This window comes from Kitasatospora sp. NPDC002227, from assembly GCF_040296285.1.
GTDB lineage: Bacteria > Actinomycetota > Actinomycetes > Streptomycetales > Streptomycetaceae > Kitasatospora.
Window position 1 is genome coordinate 1 of sequence record NZ_JBEOWY010000025.1, and the last position, 14,398, is coordinate 14,398.

A 14,398-nucleotide genomic window follows, 5' to 3' on the forward strand; every position below is an offset into this window, starting at 1 on the left:
CTCTCCAGGCCTTCGACATCGCCTTCGACGGTCGCCTCTCCGTCGGCCGCCGGTAACTCACACAACACGAGATACACCAGTCGCTGGACACACCCGAGCCGAGCACCGTCGTGCTCTCAACGGCTGACGCTGCCGAGGCGGTCGCTGCGGCGGAGCAGCTTGTGGGGTGAGTGAGGTGGGCGGGCGTTGCTATGTTGCCGGTGTTCGCCGACGTCTCTGACTGAGTGGTGCCGACCATGGATGTGACGCTTCGAGAGCTCCTGGGGCCGCCCCAGCGGCTGCTCCCCGCCGGTGCCGCGGCCTGGCGGGAGATCGAGGAGTGGGTCGGTCGCCCACTGCCCGACGATTTCAAGGAGTTCGTCGATGAGTACGGCGACTGCCGGATCATGGAGTTCCTGGCGATCTCTCATCCGCACGGCGAGCAGCCCCTGCTGGAGTGCATGAAGGATGGCCGCCAAGCCCTGGATTTCCTGCTTGACCAGTACCGGGACGACTCGGACCGGCTTCCTTTCGACCCGGCGACGGCGGTCGGATGGGGCTCCTTCGACTACGACGGCGACCTGTGCTTCCTGCTGCCCCGGGACAGCGGGGAGTGGGCGGTCATGGTCGCGTTCCGCCAGTACCCGACGGTCCTGATCGCGGAGGGTGGCTTCACCCGCTTCATGGTCGGGGTACTGAGCGGCGAGCGGGTCCCGCGCGGCTGGCCCAGGAGCGGCCCAGTGTGGAGATCCCTGGAGAACTCCCCGGTCATCTGAGCTCTGGGCATCGGCCCGCGAACCCTTGCACTGCCACCGCCGGTCTCACTCCTGCTCGGTCTCGACACGGTAGACGCGCAGGCCCCGCCGCCGGTAGTTCTCCAGGGCGTGCGGGTGGTCGTCCGAGCAGGTGTGCAGCCAGACGCGACTGACGCGGTCCGCCTCAACCGGCTCGGTGGCCCAGGCCTGCTGGATGGCGAGGGTGAGGGCGTAGCTGCCCAGGCCCTTGCCGAGGTGGGCGGGGAGGAGGCCGAAGGCGGTGATCTCGACGTCACCGCCGGGCTGCGGCTCGAGGTAGGCGACGCCGGCCGGGGTGGCCTCGGAAGTGATCAGCCAGTACTGCCGCAGCGGGTGCTGGTCGAGCTTGGCCAGCCACTGCTCGTCGGTGCAGGTGGCGCTGCGCCAGCCGTACGCCGCGCCGACCCCGGCCTGGGTGCTGCGCACCAGCGGCGACTCGCGGTCGATCCGCCGCAGCCCGAGCCCGGGCACGGCGGCGGCCGGGCGGAGCTCGCCCGGGTCGGTCATCTCCAGGTATGTGACGGTCGTTTCCACCGCCGCAGGCTAGCGCGCCGAGCCGTCCGCCGGGGGTTGGTCCGACTGCGGGGGCTCGACCGGGGTGAGGAGGGGGGTGTTGGCCCAGTACGGGGGGAGGTCTTCCTCGCGCTTGCCGAAGGCGGCGGAGAGGCCGAGGAGGGTGACCATGGCGGTCATCGGCCAGACCAGGAGGGCGCCCTTGGCGCCGAGTTGGAGGGCGGCGGCGAAGTCCACGCCGACGCCGACGCGGCGGGCCTCGGCGATGACGGCGGCGTTGGAGCTGCCGGGGCCGAGCCAGATGCCGAACTTCCAGCCGATCAGGGAGCCGAGCAGGCCGCCGGCGGCCAGGCCGACGGCGACCGCGATGCCGCCGCCCCGGCGGCGGGTGAGGAGGAAGGCGACCAGGGCGGTGAGCAGGCCCGCGCCCAGGCCGATCAGGGTGAAGACGCCGTCGGCGCCGACCCGCTGCTCACCCTCGGGGTCGACGTACTGGATGGAGGTGTTGGTGGCGACCAGCATCACCCGGGGCGCCAGCCAGTACCAGAGCCCCCCGACCGCGAGTCCGAGCACCGCCCCGACCACCGCCAGCGCAGCCCCGATGGCCAGCTCGGGCAGCAGCTGCCGCCCCTTCGGCTCCGGCTCGGCGGCCAGGAGGTCGGTGCCCTCGGAGCCGGTGGGCTGGGGGTCGGCGGGCTGCGGGTCGGGCGCGGCGTCAGGACCCGCAGGTGTGTTCGGTACGGTCACCCGACCATCGTTTCATGACTCCGGTGCGAAGGACGGCCCGGTCCGGGCTACGGACGGACGGTCGCCCGTCGGTAGGCCCAGGTGGCGAGGGCCAGCGAGAGCAGTCCGACCACGCCGCAGACCGCCAGATCGCCCCCGACCGCCGCCCAGTCGGGCGACGGGGTGAAGGTACGGGCGAAGGCCTCCACCCCGTACGTGGAGGGCAGCAGGTCCCGCAGCCAGCGCACCACCAGCGGCAGGTGGCTCACCGGCAGCACGCCGAGCAGCAGCGCCGCCGACATGCCAAGCTGCCCGAGCAGCGTGGCCAGCTCCTGCCGGGGCGCGAGCAGTCCGCAGACCGCCCCGAGCCCGGCCAGCGCCGCGCCGGCCAGCGGGATCACGGCGAGCAGCACCCACAGGTGGGTCAGCGGCAGCCCGAAGAGGACCGCCCCGACCCCGGCCGTGACGAACACGCCCGGCACGGTGAAGGAGGCGTACGCGCCGGCGGCCCCGAGCACCACCGAGGCCGGCGGCACCGGCAGCGTCGCGTAGTGGTCGAGCCCGCCGGTGGCGCGCAGCTTGCCGAAGTACTGGGCCAGCAGGTTGAGCGCGACGAAGGCGACCACCAGCACGCTGGAGCCGGCCACCACGGCGTGCGCGGCCGGGTTGTCGCCCGGGTCCACCACGCCGCGCATCATCACCAGGATGCCGAGCGACTGGAAGGTGGCGACGAACAGCAGCGGGATCCGGCTCACCTTGGCCCGGGCCAGCTGTGCCCGGTAGACGGCGGCCAGCGCGGGCAGCAGCCGCGCGGCGGGCGCGAGCGGCGCGGCCACCACGGCGGCGGGCGGGGCGTCGAGCAGAGTCATGCGGCGCACCCTTCCCGGCGGCGACGGACGGACGCTCCCGGCCGGAGCCCGGGCGCGGCGGTGGGGGGTGCGGAGAGGGGGTGCACCCGCCGCCCGGCCGGGGACGTCCGGTGGAGCGGAGTTGCCGCGTGCGTGCTCCCGGCAGGGGCCCGCCCCGCAGCGGGCCGACCAGCGGCGGACAGACCGGCGGACCGACCGGGCAGGGCGGGGGCGACGGCACGGCGCGGTCTCACTTGACCAACCCCTCGTGCCGTCCGCCGAGCTTGAGGTAGGCGTCCTCGAGGCTCGGGGTGGCCAGGGTGAAGTCGTCCAGGGCGGCGAAGGCGGGGCCGGTGGTGACGGCGGCGACGAGTTCGCGGGCCTGTTCGGGGGTGGTGCGGACGGTCCAGCGGCGGCCGGTGCGTTCGGCGCGCTCGGCCAGGCGGGCGACGGCGGAGACGTGGACGGGGGGCTCGTCGCGCCAGACCAGGTCGAGCCGGACGTCGCCGTCGACCAGGGCCTTGAGGCCGCCGGGCGTGTCGCAGGCGATCACCCGGCCGTCGTCCACCACCGCGACCCGGTCGAGGACCGTCTCGGCCTCGATCACGTTGTGGGTGACCAGCAGCACGGTGGTGCCGCGCTCGGCCCGCCGCCGGTCGACCGCCGACCAGACGGCCCGCCGGGCCACCGGGTCCATGCCCGTGGTCGGCTCGTCCAGGACCAGCAGCGGGCGCTCGCCGACCAGCGTGGCGGCGAAGCAAGCCAGCCGCCGCTGCCCGCCGGAGAGCTTGGCGAGCGGACGGGCGGCCAGATCGAGAAGCCCCAGCTCGGTGAGCACGTCGGTCGTCTCGGCCCGGGCAGCGGATCGGCTCAGGCCGCGCAGGCGGCCGGTGGTCTCGGCGGCGAGGGCCACCGTCAGCTCGTCCAGGGCCGTGGACTCCTGGCCGAGGTAGCCGAGCAGGCGGGCGGCGCGGTCGGGGTGGCGGACGATGTCGTGGCCGAGGATCTCGATGCTGCCCCGGTCGGGCCGCAGCAGGCCGGTGAGCTGGCGCACCAGGGTGGACTTGCCCGCGCCGTTCGGGCCGAGCAGGCCGAAGACCTCGCCGCAGCGGATGTCCAGGTCGATGCCGTCGTTGGCGCGGACCTCGGGCGCCGCGCCACGGCTGCGGTAGGTCTTGGCAAGGTCTCGTACGGTGCAGCAGGCGGTCCCGCCGAGGTCCCCTTGCGGCCGGGCCCGGGGTGCCCGCCGGTCGGTGTCGCTCACGTCCGAAGACTTTACGCGCTGACCGGGACGATCCGGACCAGGGGTCGGTCACCCGGCGGGTGGCGGTGGCTGGGCGCCGGGGACGCGGGTGGCCAGCTCCTTCCAGAAGCCCGCCCGGATCGCGTACCGGTCGTGCTCGTCGATCTGGTCGTCCTTGTGGGCCAGCAGGCCGAAGCGGGCGGCGTAGCGGAGCAGCTCGCCGTCGAGGCGGTGCGGGATGCGGGGGTAGTCGGCCCAGAGCTGGGCGAGGCGGTGGGGGTCGGCGAGGCGGTCGGACCAGCGGCGGGCGAAGACCAGCCCGACTTCGTGGGCGTCGCCGCCGATGGTGGTGATGTCCTCCTCGCGGTCGGCCCAGCGCTGCTCGGAGTTGGTGAGCTGGGCCAGCGAGGGCAGCTGGTCGGCCACCGACGGCGCTTCGCCGCGCTCGACCGGCCGGTCGGAGGACCAACGCAGGACGAGCGCGGGCGGCAGCTGCGCGGGCGTCGGCTGGGCGGGGAGGCTGCGGACGGCGAGGTCCCTGGGGGTGGGGACGACGCGCAGCGCGGGCGGGGCCGGGGTGGTGGCCTCGGCGGCCGGGGCCGGGTCGGGGTACTCGGGGCCCGGCTCGTACTCCCCCGCCGCGAACGGCCGGTTCGGGAGCTCGCCGGGTCTGTACCCGCCGGGCGGGTACTCCGCGACCGGCTCGAAGGCGGCCGGTTCGAAGACGGGCGGCTCAACCGAAGCCGCGCCCGCGCCCGCCCCCGCCCCCGCCGCCGCGACCGCGAACAGGTCCGCGAGCCCGATCCGGTTGCCGGGCGGCGGCGGGCAGGGCGTGGGCAGCTCGCGCAGCCGGACGGCCCGCTCGATCCACTCCCGGTCGAGCACCCGCCGCTCGTCCGCCTCGCCGACCAGGTCCTCCGACTGGTTGAAGTCGCCGTCGGCGGCCTGCAGCGCCCACAGGTGCACCACCACGCCGTGCTCCTTGGCCGACATCATGCCGGGCAGCAGGTCACCGTCCCCGGTGATCAGCACCACGTCGGCGCAGGCCCGGTTGCGGGCCAGCTCGGAGAGCTCGGCGTGCATCGCGGCGTCCACGCCCTTCTGCACCCGCCGCCCCTCGGCCCGGGTGAGTGCGCCGAGCCGGACGGTGACCCGGGGCAGCACCCGCAGGCGGCGGTGCTCGGGCAGCGGGCGGCGGTCGGGGGCGGCGTCGAACCAGTAGATCCGCAGCAGCGGCAGCCCGGTCTCCTCCTCGGCGCGCTCGCGCAGGGCAGCGATCAGGGCGGTGTGGTCGACCGTCACCCGCGACCGGGAGGCTTCCCCCGCGAGCAGGCTGGCCGAGGCCCCCAACAGGTATCCGGCATCCACCAGGACGACGCAGCGGTCCACGGGCGTTCCTCTTCCCTCCGGCCGACCCCGTCGCCGGCGCCGCGCGCCCGCGTGCGCTGCGGGTGCGACAGGTCGGCTGCACGGCCATTGGGCACTCCTCTACCCCGCGCGCCCGGTGGTGAACCGGGGCGCGGGGGCGCGACTGGTACGGTGCGAGAGCTCGGGAAGGTCGGGACCGGTAGAGGGAACATGCGCAAGAGAGCGGTGGTGCTGGGCGTCGCCCTCGCGGCGGCGGCGAGCGCGGTCCTGCTCGTGCCCACGGTGGCGACCGAGACCTCGCGCGGTGACACGGTGGTGGACGCCGTCACCGTCAACGACGGGCGGACGGTCCTGCTCGGCCCGGCCGAGCGGGTGACCTTCCCGGTGGTGGTGACGGCCAGCGACGACTCGGGGATCGCGGGGATCGACCCGATCGGCGTCTGGGGTCCCACGTACGGGGTGCTCAAGGTGAGCCCGATGAGCTGCGACGCGCGGTCGGCGACCACCTCGGTCTGCCGGGGCACGGTGACGGTCGACCCGGTGAAGAAGGACATCTTCAACGACGAGGTCGGCACCTGGTTCGTGGATCTCAAGGTCCGGGCCAAGGACGGCGACCGGTACCTGAACCAGACGGCCGGCGGCTTCTCGATCAAGCGCGCGGCCCGGATGACCGGCTCGGGCGTGCCGCGCGGGGCGGCGGTCGGCCAGGAGCTGGCGGTGGAGGGCTGGCTGGCCCGCGCCTTCTACTCCGACAACCGCTACCACGGCTATGCCGACGGCACCGCCTACCTGCAGTTCCGCCCGCGCGGCGGCACCTTGTGGACCACGGTGGCCACCGCCGCTTCCGACCTCTCCGGCGTGGTCCGAGCGAAGACCACCGTCACCGGACCGGGCGACTACCAGTGGTACTCGCCGGGCGACAAGTGGACGGGTGACGCGGTGTCACCCGAGCTCCCCGTCGGCTGACACCCCGACGGACGTCGGCTGACTCCCCGACAGGCCGGCCAGCAGCTGGGCGGTGTGCGCGGCCGCCTCGGCGGGATCGAGCGGCCGGTGGCCGACCAGCAGGCGGTACCAGAACAGGCCGAAGAACCGGTCGGTGGCGGCTTCGAGGTCGGCCCCGGGCGGGAGTTCGCCGCGCGCGACGCCCCTGGCCAGCAGGTCGAGCACGACGGCGCGCCGGCTCTCCACCCAGGCGCGGAACAGCTCGGCGAAGTCCGGGTCGAGCTGGGCCTCGGCCATCAGGCCGCGCAGGGTGCGGGCCCGCAGCGGGTGGGCCGACACGCCGTACAGGGCGGTGGCGAAGGCCGTCAGGTCTCCCGCCGCCGAGCCGGTGTCGGGCGCCGGCATCCGCTGTTCGACCACCGTTCGGTAGGCGTCCATCACCAAGGGCGCCTTGGACTTCCACCAGCGGTAGATGGTGCTCTTGGCGACCTCGGCCCGGGCGGCGACCTTCTCGACGGTGACGGCCGGGTAGCCGAGCTCCTCGACCAGCTCGACGGCGGCGGTCAGGACGGCGGCGCGGGCGTCCTCGCTGCGGATGCGGCCGCCGGTCCGGCGGTGGGGGGATTCTCCGGTTGGCACCCACGACACGGTAGCAGCGTGCTACCTTCAATCGAAACGCGACGGATCGTTTTGATTCAGGGGAGTGGATCGGTCATGAGCGAAATCGTGGTGTCGCACGGCCTGGGCGCGAGCGACGACAGCGTCTGGTTCCCGTACCTGGCCGAGCGGCTCGCGGCGGCGGGCCACCGGGTCACCGTCCCCCGCCTGCCGGAGCCCGAGGTGCCGCAGCTGGTGCCGTGGGTCAAGACCTACGGCGAGGCCGCGCTGGCCGCAGGGCCGGCCGAGGGCACCGTGCTGGTCGGCCACAGCATCGGCGGGGTCAACGTGCTGCGCTTCCTGGAGCAGCACGACCCGGAGCGCGACGGCGTGTTCGCCGGCGTGCTGCTGGTCGCCACCTCGGCGCACGAGGTGGGCTACGACCTGCTGGCCGAGTTCTTCGCGGGCGAGTTCGACTGGGCCCGGATCCGGCGCTCGGCCCGGGAGTTCCGCGTGCTGCAGGCCATGGACGACCCGGTCAACCAGCCCGACCCCGCCGAGCACGTCGGCCTCCTGGTCCGGGGCCTGGGCGCGACCGCCGTCCTGACCGCCACCGGCGGGCACTTCGGCGCCGCGCCGGACGACCACGTGGAGGTCCCCGAGGCCGTCCGGCTGGTCACCGAGCTGCTGGCCGCCTGACCACCGGGAGGCAGCGGGCGGGGGCGGCGGACCGGTTGGTCCGGCCCCACCCGTAGCGGCGCCGGGGTTGCGGGTGATCAACTGTGCCGACGCATCCTGCGGGGGCAACACCTCGTGGGCATCACCTCGGGGCTTCGGGGGGGGGAAGCAGCATGGGGGAACTACGCGGCAGTCACCGGTGGCACTTCGGGCTGGCGGTGGCGCTGGGCGGGCTCGCCCTGCTGGACATGGCCTCGACCTGGCTGCCCGGTGACTTCGCCCCGTCGAAATGGCTCGTCTTCGGGGTGTTGGTGGCGGTGTTCCCGGTCTTCACCGTCGCGATGTTCCGGAGCTCGGGGCCCGCGCGGCTCATGCGCCGGGGCAATTCCGTCTTGTTCCTGCAGTACGTCCTCGCGCTGCCGACCGCCCTGAAGATCGGCTACCCGCTCGTCCTGGGCCTGGCCGCCCTCGGTTTCGCCACCGGCGCCGGCCCGGCCCAGGACGCGCAGACCGACTCCTCGGGCTACTACTACACCTACCTGGACAAGTCCGCCGACCCGCAGCACGAAGTGCGGGTGGACCTCACCGAGGCCGGCTACCACAAGGCGGTGAAGGCCGAGCTCCGGATCTTCAGCGCCGCCCCCGTGCCGTTCCTCGAGCTCAGCAGCTTCCTGGTCCTCGTCTCGGCCTCGGAGGCCGCCTCGGCGGCCACACCGCCTGCCACGTCGGCGGCCAGGCGGCGGCGCGGCAGGCGCTGAGGCCCCCGGGGAAATCCGCTCGCCCGCGCGCGCCCTGGCTCCCTACCCTGCCGCCCATGACCTCCGCCTACACGATCAGACCCGAACAGCCCGAGGACCACCCGGCCGTACGCCGCGTCCAGGCACTCGCCTTCGGTCACGCCGAGCGGGTGCCCGGCCTGGTCGAGGCGCTGCGCGCCGCACCGGCCGCGCTCGCGCCGATCTCCCTGGTCGCCACCCACGGCGGCGAGGTCGTCGGCCACGTCATGCTCAGCGCCTGCCGGCTGGACGCCGAGCCCCGCCTGGTCGACGTCCTCAGCCTCTCCCCGCTCGGCGTCCACCCCGGCCACCAACGCCGGGGCCTGGGCACCCGGTTGCTGGCCGCCGCCCTGGCAGCGGCCGAGACGGGCGGCGCTCCGCTGGTCTTCCTGGAGGGCTCCCCCGCCTACTACGGCGCGCGCGGCTTCGAACGCGCCGACCGCTGCGGCTTCCGCTCCCCCTCGCTGCGCATCCCGCCGCCGGCCTTCCAGGTCGCGCGGCTGACCGCGTACGAGCCCTGGATGACCGGCACCTTCGTCTACTCCGACGCCTTCTGGGCCCACGACTGCGTGGGCCTGCGCGACCCCGAACGCTTCGCCCGGATCGTCGCGAGCCACCCCGGCTGACCGCATGTCACAGGTCAGGGTCACACTGCGGCCATGAGCGATACGCAGCACACCGCCCGCCGGGGGCTCGGCCTCGCGTGGGTCGAATCCATGGGCGGGCCACTGGTCGTCGTCCCGGTCTCGGCGCTGGCCCGGTGGGGTGGCTGCACCGAGGACGGCGAGATCCTCGGCGGCACGGGCGGTCCGGACGACTACGACCGGGCCTGCGCGGTCGAGGAGTACGCCGGGGTGGTCGGCCTGCCCGGCCTTTCGGTCTCAGCCCTGGTGCTCGGCGACATGCCCTCCACCACCTGCTACCTGTCGGAGCGGCGGGCGTTCGTCCGGTGGCTGGCCGCCGACTCCGACACCGGCCTGCTCGCGGCTGCCGAGGCCGTGCTGGAGGATCCGGCCGCTCCCTGGGAGGAGTGCGGGGTCTGGGAGACCGACGGCCCCGCGGTCCTGCTGGACTCCGCCATGGCCGGCGGTCACCTCGGCATCCCGTTCCCGGGCGGCCACGGCCGGCCGGAGGAGGCCCCGGTCCCCGTCCCGGCCGGGCGCTGGCGGGTCCAGGCGCTCCACCGGTATGCCGATGGGTCCACCTCCGTCGGTGTGGTCCGGCTCCTCCCGGAGCTCGCGTAGGTCACACCGCTCGGGCGACCACCACGATGACCTTGCTGGCGTCGGTGAGCGGGCCCCGGGCCCAGTCGCCGTAGTACTGCTCGACCTCGAAGCCGGCCTCGGCCAGGAAGGCCTCGATGCCGTCGGGGCCGAGGAAGCGCAGGCTCGCCCGGTCGCTGCGCAGCGGCTCGTCCTCGCGGGTGGCGGTGGTCTCGGTGAAGGTGACCACGCCGCCTTCGACGGACTCGACGTGGTAGATCATGCGCAGCGGCCGGCCGGTGTGGTCGACCACGTCGAAGGAGTCCGCCGGGTTCCACTCCTCCCACGCGCGGGCCTGCGGGTGGCGGGTGCCGAACACCAGCCGGCCACCCGCAGCCAGGGCGGCGCGGACACCGGCCAGCGAGGTACGCACCTGCTCGTCGGTGACGAACACCTGGAAGACGTTGCTGGCCATCACGGCCAGCTCGAACTCCGCCTTCGGGCCGGCTTCGGCTGCCGTGCCCTCCACCCACTCGATGTCGCTCCGGCGGCGGGCCCGCTCGAGCGCGGCGGCGTCCGGGTCCAGCCCGCACAGCCGGCCGGTGTGGCCGGCCTCGCGTGCGCGGTGCAGCAACACGCCGGTGCCGCAGCCGACGTCGAGCACGGACGGGGCGTCGAGCACGAAGCTCAGGTACAGGTCGTCGCTCGGCCCCCAGGGGTTGAGCAGGTCGTACAGCGCGGCGGCGTCAGCATCGGAGTACATCCCGGCAGTATGCGACCGGAGCGCGGGAGCAGCCACCGAATTCCGTTGACTCTCCGTCACCTTGGGGAGTCCCCTGCTAGCCGCGCCCGGCTCCGGCGCTCCGGCGCGGCGGTTCGGCGCTGCCGGCCGAAGGGGCCGGCTGCCGGGCGGCGGTGGCGCGGCGCAGGCGGCGGGCCGAGAGCAGGGCCGCCGCCAGGAGCAGGAGATCCCGCGCGGCGAGGGCGGTCGCGGCGGTCGGCGAGCCGTCGACCAGCGCCCGGCCGAGGAACGGGAAGACCAGCATCGTCAACGGGCAGGCGGCGAGCAGCAGATAGGCCACCGGCCGCTGGGAGGTGCCCGGATGCAGCAGGCAGACGGCCGCCAGGGCCACCAGCCAGACCAGGTACTGCGGGCTCAGCACCCTGCTGGTCACGGTGAAGAGCAGCACGGCCGTCAGCGCGGCGTCCGGCAGCACCCAGGCGGGGCCGACGTCCGAGCGCAGCCGCCACCACACCAGCCAGCCGAGCGCGGCCACTGTGGCGAGCTCGCTGAGCAGCGCCACCACCCCGACGTACGGGCCGAGGAACTCCGTCGACCCGTAGTGCACGGCCAGCCGCCCGGACCAGCCGAGGTGTCGCGCCAGGTGGAACGGCAGCGCCCCGAGCGACTCGAACTGGATGCCGCGCTCGCGCTGCGCCGTCAGGAAGTCGAACGCGCCCGGCCAGCGGAGCAGCGCCGCCAGGCCCGCCGTCGCACCGGTCACGAGCGCCGCCACTGCGGCCCGGCGAGACCGGGTGCCGGTCAGCAGCAGCACCGGCCAGACCTTCACCAGGGCGCCGAGCGCGACCAATCCGCCGAAGGCGAGGTCCCCGCCCCTGGTCCGGCGCCCCGCAGCGAGCAGCGCGGCCACGGCCAGGGCCGCCACCACGATGTCCAGCCGGGTCCACGGCACGGTCCAGAGCAGCGGCAGGGCGAGCGTCCACAGCCAGGCGGCGGCCGTCCCGGCTGCCCCGGGCCGTCGCCCGGCCCGGACCAGCCCCGCCAGCACGGCCGCGTCGCACAGGGCACAGAGCAGCACGAAGGCCCGGTCGTACCCGACGAAAGGCAGCAGCCCGGGCGCCAGGATCACGGCGGCGGCCCCCGGCGGGTACTGCCAGGAGTCGTCCCCCACCGGGAACTGCCCACCGGTCAGTACGTCGTACCAGTGGTGGTAGACGTGCGAGACCGAGTAGTCCAACGGATCCGGCGTGGCGAACGGCCCCACCTTCAGCGCCCCGGCCACCAGCACCACCCGGCTCACGGTCCAGAGCAGCACCACGGCAACGGTCGGTCGAGACAGGAAGGAGCGCATCCGACCAGTCTCTCAGCCCGTCAGCCGCCCGGACGGAACTCCCCCACCTTGATCCCGGTCACGAAGGCAGCCCACGCAGCGGCGGGGAAGAGGAGGACCGGCCCTTCGGGATCCTTGGAGTCACGCACGGGGACGAGACCGGGGAATCCGGCGGCCACCTCGACGCAGTCGCCCACGTTGGAGTCGCTGAAGCTGCTCCTGCGCCAGTTCGCCGCGCCAAGATCGAGGTTCTGCACCGCTGTGTCCTTCCATCGCTCGGGCGAGCAAGGCCACCGACTTCCGCGTGGTGAGCACGTCAGCCCGTAGCCGATCCTGGTCACGGGACCGCCGCCGGATCGCTGTACCCCCGGCACCACCCATCCCGCGAAGAGCGGGGCCTCCGGTAGCGTCCAGGTGGTACGCGATCGAGATCCGTCCGTGCTGTCCGGCCCGGCTCAACTCTCCTGAGAATCAGAGGCTGTGAGCACTCGTGACCGCTACCTCGACCTCCTGCGCGCGCTGGCCATCAGCTGCGTCGTCCTCGGCCACTGGCTGATCACCGCGCTGACCCACGTCGACGGCGCCCTCGCCGCACCGGAGTTGCTGGTCACCGTCCCGTGGACCCAGTGGCTGACGCTGGTGTTCCAGATCATGCCGCTGTTCTTCCTGGCCGGCGGGGCCACCGCCTCCGCCTCCTGGGCCAGGGCCGACGGCCGGGCCCTGCCGTGGCTGCGGCAGCGGACGGTCCGGCTGCTGCTGCCGACCGCCGTCTACGCCGGGCTGGCTCTGGCGGCGGTCGGGGCCTGCACGGTGATCGGGGTCGATCGCGGAATCCTGGCGATGGTCGGCTGGGCGCTGGCCATGCAGTTCTGGTTCCTGCCGGTGTACCTGCTGGTCACCGCGCTGACGCCGCTGCTGCACGCGGCCCACCGCCGCTTCGGCCTCGCCGTGCCGGCCGTGCTCGGCCTGCTGGCGGTGGTGGTCGACCTGGTCGTGCTCGGCGCCCACCCGCCCGTGCTCGGGTCCGTCAACTACGTGCTGGTCTGGGCTGTGGCGTACCAGCTGGGGTTCTGCTGGGCGGACGGGCTGCTGACGCGGCACCGGCTGCTGCCGTGGGGGCTGGCCGCCGGCGGGGGCGCCGCGTTCGCGCTGCTGGTGGCGTACGGGCCGTTCCCGGTGAGTCTGATCCTGGTGTCCGACGAGACGGTGTCCAACACCGATCCGCCCTCGGTGGCGATGCTGGCCTGGGTGGTGGCCCAGTGCGGGCTGTGCGTCGCCCTGGCCCCGGCGGGGCGGCGGCTGGTGGCGCGACCGGCCCTCTGGCGGGTGGTCCGGCCGCTCGGGCGGGCCTCGATGGCCGTCTACCTCTGGCACATGCTCCCGGTGCTGGCCGTGGCCGCAGCGCTCTACCTGCCCGGCCTCGCCCCCGAACCCGGCGTCGGCTCACCCGCCTGGTGGGCCCTGCGCCTGCCCTGGCTGGCCGTCCTCACCCTCCTGCTCCTCGCCCTGCTCGCCGCCCTCGCACCGCTCGACCGCGCCCTGACCCGCCTCGCCACGGCCCTTCGCCCCGACGCCCCCGTCCGCAACCCACCCCTCTTCGCCCTCGGCCTCGCCGCAGTCGTCCAGAGCCTCGCCACCTTCGCCACCCACGGCTTCGCCTACCAGGGCCACTTCCCCACCACCCCCACCGCCCTGCTGACCCTCGGCACCACCCTCACCCTGGCAGCAGCCGAAAGACGCCAGGAGCTCAGCGCCACGGGGTGAGGTCGAGGTTCGGGTAGCGCTGGGCGGTGGCGGTGAGGGCTTCCGGGGTCCAGTACGGGTGGCCGGGTGGGGGGAAGCCGAAGAGGGCGAGCTGGCCGGGGGTGGCGCGGTCCACGAAGCGGTACCAGGCGGGCTCGTGGCTGATCTGGGCCCAGCCGCGGCGTTGGGCCCACTCGGCGGCGGCGGGGCGGTAGAGGAGCTGCAGGGTGTAGCGGGCGCCGCGGGGGGCCCGCAGGGTCGTGCCGCGGTGGAAGGTGCCGGGGTGGTAGGCCACGACGGTGCCGGCCGGGCCGGTGGCCGGGATCTCGGCGGCGTACAGGTCGGGGCTGCCCTCGGGGGCGACGAATCCGGCCTGGTCGCCGTAACCGCCTCTGAGGGGGTACCAGTTGGGCTTGGCCGGCAGGTGGCGGGTGTGGCGGCGGGGGACGACGCTGAGCGGGCCCAGGTCCTCGGGCACGTCCACCAGGTAGACGAAGAGCTCGAGCTGCTGACGGGCCATGTCCTCGGTGGGCGCCAGCAGGCTGTGGGCGAGATAGTCGCGGTGCAGCTCCTGGTCGTAGTCGGCGGCGCCGGTGTACTTCGCCCAGGCCTCGGCCCCGTAGATCCGCAGGTCCGGCTCCTCCAGCAGCTCGGCCGCCAGCCCCACCAACCGCTCGTGCACCGCCAGCAGGCTCAACTCCACCCCGGCGAAGGGGAATTCGTCAATCCCGGCGAACTCGTCGCCCTGGAACCGCTCCCAGCGCGGGTCGGTCCGGTCGTGGTACCCGTCGGGCGAGGGGAAGAGCAGCCCCAACTCCCCCACCGCAGGGGCGAGATCGGCGGCCGACAGGAATCCGGGCAGGATCGCGTAGCCGTGCTCGCGTAAGGCCGCCCGCGCATCGTCAGGAATCATC

At 74.2% G+C, this 14,398-nt stretch carries 17 protein-coding genes; 7 read left to right on the top strand and 10 right to left on the bottom strand.

What is annotated here, in order from left to right:
* Positions 1-236: 236 nt before the first annotated feature.
* Positions 237-755, top strand: coding sequence for an SMI1/KNR4 family protein (locus ABT095_RS22035; RefSeq protein ID WP_350531167.1), 519 nt, complete (start codon positions 237-239; stop codon positions 753-755).
* Positions 756-800: 45 nt separating this feature from the next.
* Here the strand turns inward: ABT095_RS22035 and ABT095_RS22040 are convergent, their stop codons facing one another.
* The 5 genes from ABT095_RS22040 to ABT095_RS22060 form a co-directional block, all read right to left on the bottom strand.
* Positions 801-1,307 (bottom strand): GNAT family N-acetyltransferase, encoded by a 507-nt coding sequence (locus ABT095_RS22040; protein WP_350531168.1) that lies wholly within the window; start codon positions 1,305-1,307, stop codon positions 801-803.
* Between the two features lie 9 nt (positions 1,308-1,316).
* Positions 1,317-2,033 (bottom strand): hypothetical protein, encoded by a 717-nt coding sequence (locus ABT095_RS22045; protein ID WP_350531169.1) that lies wholly within the window; start codon positions 2,031-2,033, stop codon positions 1,317-1,319.
* A 47-nt stretch (positions 2,034-2,080) separates the two neighbouring features.
* Positions 2,081-2,881 carry an ABC transporter permease gene (locus ABT095_RS22050; RefSeq protein ID WP_350531170.1) on the bottom strand — a complete coding sequence of 267 codons (801 nt, stop codon included), beginning with the start codon at positions 2,879-2,881 and terminating at the stop codon, positions 2,081-2,083.
* Between the two features lie 229 nt (positions 2,882-3,110).
* The gene (locus ABT095_RS22055) at positions 3,111-4,124 is read right to left on the bottom strand and encodes an ABC transporter ATP-binding protein (protein ID WP_350531171.1); all 1,014 of its coding nucleotides are present in this window, start codon (positions 4,122-4,124) and stop codon (positions 3,111-3,113) included.
* 48 nt (positions 4,125-4,172) lie between these two features.
* Complete coding sequence (locus ABT095_RS22060) at positions 4,173-5,492, bottom strand: NYN domain-containing protein (protein WP_350531172.1); 1,320 nt, start codon at positions 5,490-5,492, stop codon at positions 4,173-4,175.
* A gap of 189 nt (positions 5,493-5,681) precedes the next feature.
* Here ABT095_RS22060 and ABT095_RS22065 point away from each other — a divergent pair, with 189 nt between their 5' ends.
* Entirely contained in the window at positions 5,682-6,437 is a 756-nt protein-coding gene (locus ABT095_RS22065) for a calcium-binding protein (RefSeq protein WP_350531173.1), read from the top strand.
* Here the strand turns inward: ABT095_RS22065 and ABT095_RS22070 are convergent.
* The gene (locus tag ABT095_RS22070) at positions 6,414-7,055 is read right to left on the bottom strand and encodes a TetR/AcrR family transcriptional regulator (protein ID WP_350531174.1); all 642 of its coding nucleotides are present in this window, start codon (positions 7,053-7,055) and stop codon (positions 6,414-6,416) included. The two genes, ABT095_RS22065 and ABT095_RS22070, sit on opposite strands and share 24 nt — an antisense overlap.
* Before the next feature lie 75 nt (positions 7,056-7,130).
* On the opposite strand from ABT095_RS22070, the gene ABT095_RS22075 reads away from it, so the two are divergent.
* The 4 genes from ABT095_RS22075 (at position 7,131) to ABT095_RS22090 (ending at position 9,711) form a co-directional block, all read left to right on the top strand.
* Positions 7,131-7,712: an RBBP9/YdeN family alpha/beta hydrolase gene (locus tag ABT095_RS22075; protein ID WP_350531175.1), complete on the top strand. Its 582-nt coding sequence runs from the start codon at positions 7,131-7,133 to the stop codon at positions 7,710-7,712.
* Positions 7,713-7,864: 152 nt separating this feature from the next.
* Positions 7,865-8,449 (top strand): hypothetical protein, encoded by a 585-nt coding sequence (locus tag ABT095_RS22080; protein ID WP_350531176.1) that lies wholly within the window; start codon positions 7,865-7,867, stop codon positions 8,447-8,449.
* A gap of 56 nt (positions 8,450-8,505) precedes the next feature.
* Positions 8,506-9,093: a GNAT family N-acetyltransferase gene (locus ABT095_RS22085; protein WP_350531177.1), complete on the top strand. Its 588-nt coding sequence runs from the start codon at positions 8,506-8,508 to the stop codon at positions 9,091-9,093.
* 33 nt (positions 9,094-9,126) lie between these two features.
* A complete protein-coding gene (locus ABT095_RS22090; RefSeq protein WP_350531178.1) occupies positions 9,127-9,711 on the top strand; it encodes an Imm21 family immunity protein in 585 nt (194 codons plus the stop codon).
* A gap of 1 nt (position 9,712) precedes the next feature.
* Here ABT095_RS22090 and ABT095_RS22095 read toward each other — a convergent pair whose 3' ends face one another.
* The 3 genes from ABT095_RS22095 to ABT095_RS22105 all read right to left on the bottom strand — a co-directional run bounded on the left by ABT095_RS22095 (position 9,713) and on the right by ABT095_RS22105 (position 11,998).
* On the bottom strand, positions 9,713-10,432 hold the full coding sequence (locus ABT095_RS22095) for a class I SAM-dependent methyltransferase (protein WP_350531179.1): 720 nt from the start codon (positions 10,430-10,432) through the stop codon (positions 9,713-9,715).
* Positions 10,433-10,508: 76 nt separating this feature from the next.
* Complete coding sequence (locus tag ABT095_RS22100) at positions 10,509-11,762, bottom strand: glycosyltransferase 87 family protein (protein WP_350531180.1); 1,254 nt, start codon at positions 11,760-11,762, stop codon at positions 10,509-10,511.
* Between the two features lie 20 nt (positions 11,763-11,782).
* The gene (locus tag ABT095_RS22105; RefSeq protein WP_350531181.1) at positions 11,783-11,998 is read right to left on the bottom strand and encodes a DUF397 domain-containing protein; all 216 of its coding nucleotides are present in this window, start codon (positions 11,996-11,998) and stop codon (positions 11,783-11,785) included.
* A gap of 223 nt (positions 11,999-12,221) precedes the next feature.
* Here ABT095_RS22105 and ABT095_RS22110 point away from each other — a divergent pair, with 223 nt between their 5' ends.
* The gene (locus ABT095_RS22110; RefSeq protein WP_350531182.1) at positions 12,222-13,505 is read left to right on the top strand and encodes an acyltransferase family protein; all 1,284 of its coding nucleotides are present in this window, start codon (positions 12,222-12,224) and stop codon (positions 13,503-13,505) included.
* Here the strand turns inward: ABT095_RS22110 and ABT095_RS22115 are convergent.
* Positions 13,489-14,397, bottom strand: coding sequence for a phytanoyl-CoA dioxygenase family protein (locus ABT095_RS22115; RefSeq protein ID WP_350531183.1), 909 nt, complete (start codon positions 14,395-14,397; stop codon positions 13,489-13,491). The two genes, ABT095_RS22110 and ABT095_RS22115, sit on opposite strands and share 17 nt — an antisense overlap.
* Position 14,398 lies beyond the last annotated feature (1 nt).

Excerpts from the sequence above, each read along its gene's own strand:
- ABT095_RS22095 (WP_350531179.1), bottom strand. The coding sequence starts at position 10,432 with ATGTACTCCGATGCTGACGCCGCCGCGCTGTACGACCTGCTCAACCCC.
- ABT095_RS22065 (WP_350531173.1), top strand. The coding sequence starts at position 5,682 with ATGCGCAAGAGAGCGGTGGTGCTGGGCGTCGCCCTCGCGGCGGCGGCG.
- ABT095_RS22115 (WP_350531183.1), bottom strand. The coding sequence starts at position 14,397 with ATGATTCCTGACGATGCGCGGGCGGCCTTACGCGAGCACGGCTACGCG.
- ABT095_RS22085 (WP_350531177.1), top strand. The coding sequence starts at position 8,506 with ATGACCTCCGCCTACACGATCAGACCCGAACAGCCCGAGGACCACCCG.
- ABT095_RS22035 (WP_350531167.1), top strand. The coding sequence starts at position 237 with ATGGATGTGACGCTTCGAGAGCTCCTGGGGCCGCCCCAGCGGCTGCTC.
- ABT095_RS22050 (WP_350531170.1), bottom strand. The coding sequence starts at position 2,881 with ATGACTCTGCTCGACGCCCCGCCCGCCGCCGTGGTGGCCGCGCCGCTC.
- ABT095_RS22075 (WP_350531175.1), top strand. The coding sequence starts at position 7,131 with ATGAGCGAAATCGTGGTGTCGCACGGCCTGGGCGCGAGCGACGACAGC.
- ABT095_RS22090 (WP_350531178.1), top strand. The coding sequence starts at position 9,127 with ATGAGCGATACGCAGCACACCGCCCGCCGGGGGCTCGGCCTCGCGTGG.
- ABT095_RS22080 (WP_350531176.1), top strand. The coding sequence starts at position 7,865 with ATGGGGGAACTACGCGGCAGTCACCGGTGGCACTTCGGGCTGGCGGTG.
- ABT095_RS22100 (WP_350531180.1), bottom strand. The coding sequence starts at position 11,762 with ATGCGCTCCTTCCTGTCTCGACCGACCGTTGCCGTGGTGCTGCTCTGG.